Origin of the sequence: Mesorhizobium sp. M2A.F.Ca.ET.037.01.1.1, assembly GCF_003998075.1 — a bacterium.
In the GTDB taxonomy this organism is placed as follows: Bacteria; Pseudomonadota; Alphaproteobacteria; order Rhizobiales; family Rhizobiaceae; genus Mesorhizobium.
The window spans coordinates 1-1,285 of sequence record NZ_RZSA01001381.1 but is presented as its reverse complement, the minus strand read 5'-3'; the positions used below and the strand labels follow the sequence as shown (position 1 = coordinate 1,285).

The window sequence follows — 1,285 nt, the reverse complement described above, 5'->3', positions numbered from 1 at the left end:
CCTACATAGAAGCAGCGGGCGTCGAGCGCCGCCTTCAGCGCGAAATCGTCGATCTTCGGATCATGGGTGACTGCGGCGAGCGCCGTGTAGCTGTCGAGCGGCGCGCGCTTCAGCACATCCTCCGGCCATTCGGCATGCAGCGCGACGTCGGGAAAGCGCTCCGGGGTCGCGAAGGCGGTGCGCGGGTCGATGATCTCGACCGGGTAGCCGGCGATCCTGGCCATCGGCGCCAGCGCTTGGCTGATATGCACCGCGCCGATCACCACGAGGCGCGGGCGCGGCAGATGCGCGTTGAGAAAAAAGGTCCGCCCTTCCGCCTCCACTGACCGCGAATTGCCGGTACGAAACGCATTGGCGATTGCCGCCCCGAGATCGCCCGCGACAGGATCGCCCTCGCGCACGATGCGGTCGCGGCCGTCGCCAAGGTCGGTGACGACAATCACTGCCCGGCGGGCGCGGCGTTCCTCGTTCAAGGTCTTGAGAATGTATGGATCCACGGCGGTCAGCCCAGCCTTTCGACATAGACCTTGATACGGCCGCCGCAGGAAAGGCCCACCTGCCAGGCCGTTTCGTCGGCGACGCCGAACTCCAGCATCCTGGCCTTGCCCGAGCCGATGACGTCGATCGCCTCGGTCACCACGGCGCCCTCGACACAGCCGCCCGAGACAGAGCCATGGAAATTCCCTTCAGCGTCGATGACCAGATGGCTGCCGACCGGACGCGGCGCCGAACCCCAGTTCTCGACCACGGTCGCGATGGCGACATCCTTGCCGTCCTTCATCCAGCCCTCCGCGATGATCAGCGGATCACGGGCTTCATCGAGATATATGCTCTCATCCATTGTCGCTTCTCACACAGTCTGTTTTCCCGCCGGGACATTCCCAAGCAGAACATATGGCTATGCGGCCCGCCTGTCGCCAGTTCGCAGCCAGCGGCGCGGATCGACCGAGGCCGCGGGCCGCTGGTCGAGAGAGGCGCAAAGATCGGTCAGCGCGTCGAGATTATGCACTGCCCGGAACTCGTCGACATGCGGCAGCATCGCTTTGACGCCGCGGGCGCGCGCTTCGAACCCGTCGAAGCGCAACAGCGGATTGAGCCAGATCAGCCGCCGGCAGGACTTGTGCAGCCGCTCCATCTCCTGCGACAGGCCGGTGACGTCGTCGCGCTCCAGCCCGTCGGTGATGAGAAGCACCACGGCGCCCTGCCCCAGCACGCGCCGTGACCACAGCCGGTTGAATTCGGCCAACGTATCGCCGATGCGGGTGCCGCCCGACCAGTCCTTCAC

General features: G+C 65.9%; 3 protein-coding genes. All 3 read right to left on the bottom strand.

Going from position 1 to position 1,285, the window contains the following annotated elements; all coding sequences use genetic code 11:
- Positions 1–497, bottom strand: a 497-nt coding sequence (locus tag EOA27_RS36925) for an XdhC family protein (protein ID WP_145970845.1), incomplete at its 3' end; no start/stop codon positions are given.
- 5 nt (positions 498–502) lie between these two features.
- Entirely contained in the window at positions 503–841 is a 339-nt protein-coding gene (locus EOA27_RS36920) for an XdhC family protein (protein ID WP_126082504.1), read from the bottom strand.
- 57 nt (positions 842–898) lie between these two features.
- Positions 899–1,285, bottom strand: a 387-nt coding sequence (locus EOA27_RS36915) for a VWA domain-containing protein (protein WP_127258771.1), incomplete at its 5' end; no start/stop codon positions are given.